At 67.4% G+C, this 1,716-nt stretch carries 3 protein-coding genes; all 3 read left to right on the top strand.

Annotation, left to right across the window (positions count from 1 at the left end; translation table 11 throughout):
* The first annotated feature begins 45 nt into the window (after positions 1-45).
* On the top strand, positions 46-369 hold the full coding sequence (locus D474_RS0123710; RefSeq protein WP_026118753.1) for a MerR family transcriptional regulator: 324 nt from the start codon (positions 46-48) through the stop codon (positions 367-369).
* A gap of 309 nt (positions 370-678) precedes the next feature.
* The gene (locus tag D474_RS0123715; RefSeq protein ID WP_026118754.1) at positions 679-1,104 is read left to right on the top strand and encodes an Hsp20/alpha crystallin family protein; all 426 of its coding nucleotides are present in this window, start codon (positions 679-681) and stop codon (positions 1,102-1,104) included.
* A gap of 200 nt (positions 1,105-1,304) precedes the next feature.
* A partial coding sequence (locus D474_RS0123720) for an STAS domain-containing protein (RefSeq protein ID WP_017615973.1) occupies positions 1,305-1,716 on the top strand: 412 nt, incomplete at its 3' end.

Here is a 1,716-nt window from a genome sequence, read left to right on the forward strand (position 1 = left end):
GCGCTGGGGCCCTCGTCGTGCGCCCAGGAGAAGGAAGAGACGCACGTGACCCGTCCAGGAACCGGTGACCGATTCGACGATGAGGATTACCCTGCCTACACCGTGGGCGCAGCGGCAGAGATGGTCGGTGCCACGCCGGCGTTCCTGCGCGCCTTGGGCCAGGCCGAGCTGATCGAGCCTTTGCGGTCGGAGGGCGGGCACCGCCGCTACTCCCGCTATCAGCTCAGGATCGCCGCGCGAGCACGTGAACTCGTGGACGAGGGAACACCGATCGAGGCCGCGTGCCGGATCATCGTGCTGGAGGACCAGCTCGAGGAGGCCCACCGGATCAACGAGGAACTGCGCGCCGACGACCCAGCCAAGGAATGAGCGCCGGTCGAACGAGGTGAGGGCAGTCGTCGGGGCGGCCTCGGATCCAGGTCGATCATGTGCCCGGGTCGCGCGCAGGGCGCATCAGCATCATGCCTGTTCGAAGTGCCTTGGGCGGAACACTGAGTGAAGTGGGTACTCGTGTGCTCGGTCCGGCGAACACGGGCGGTATCAGGTGCGACGTCGGTCCGTGCCCAAACCGATCAGAGCGCAATTTTTGTGACAGCGAACACGTTTATTCTATTGTGGCCCCGGTAACTAAGTTGAGTGTCAAGGCATCAAGTCCATAGGACGTCGGAGGTGAAGAGCATGCTGATGCGGACCGACCCCTTCGGTGACATCGACCGCCTCACCCAGCGGCTCATGGGCAACGGCACCCGGCCGACCAACCCCATGCCGATGGATGCCTACCGGGACGAGGACGAATTCGTGGTCAGCTTCGACCTGCCCGGCATCCGGGCCGAGTCCATCGACCTGGAGGTCGAGCACAACGTCGTCACCGTCAGCGCCGAGCGCTCCAGCGCTGTGGAGGGCCGTGAGACCGTGGTCTGTGAACGCCCCGCCGGGCGCTTCTCCCGCCAGATCTTCCTGGGGGAGACGCTGAACAGCGACAACATCAGCGCTGACTACACCGACGGGGTGCTCACCCTGCGCGTGCCGGTGGCCGAGCAGGCCAAGCCCCGCAAGATCAGCGTCACCGAAGGTTCCGGCCAGTCCAGGCAGATCTCAACCTGACGCGCTCTCCCGGCCTGCCGTGGTGACCACGGCAGGCCGAAATCGCGTGGCAGGGGTCCCCAGATAGTGCGCGGCGGGTGCCTACGGCGCCCATGCGGGGTCCGCACCAGCGGAACACGCTTGGGGGGTGGGGCGTTGTCACGGGCACCCGCTCGGCCACCAAGGGCGAACGCGCCCCGGAGTACAGGCGAGGAACAGTGATGACTGATCGCACCGCACACACCGGTCCCGATCGTCGTGCAGGCCGCCAGGCCGGCCCGTCGCCCGCAACCGAGCTCGGGCGCGGGCCGCAGTTGGACACGTCCGCGCCTTCGCAGACGACGGTCCCGCACCTGCGCGTGTCCCCAGTCCCCGTGCAAGGCGCCCTGGTGCTGAAGGTGTGCGGGGAGGTCGACCTGGCCAACCACGAAGACTTCTACCGTGCCATTTCCCAGAGACTGGCTGTACAACCGGCCAGGGGGTGCGTGGTGCTGGATTTCTCCGGGTTGGGCTTCATCGACTCCAGCGGCGTGCACGCCCTCATCCGGGCCCACCAGGAGGCCGCCGCCAACCAGGTGCGCTTGCGTATCGCCGCACCCGCACCCTGGGTCGCCCGCCTTCTGCGCCTGACCG

Source organism: Nocardiopsis salina YIM 90010, from assembly GCF_000341025.1.
Lineage (GTDB): Bacteria > Actinomycetota > Actinomycetes > Streptosporangiales > Streptosporangiaceae > Nocardiopsis > Nocardiopsis salina.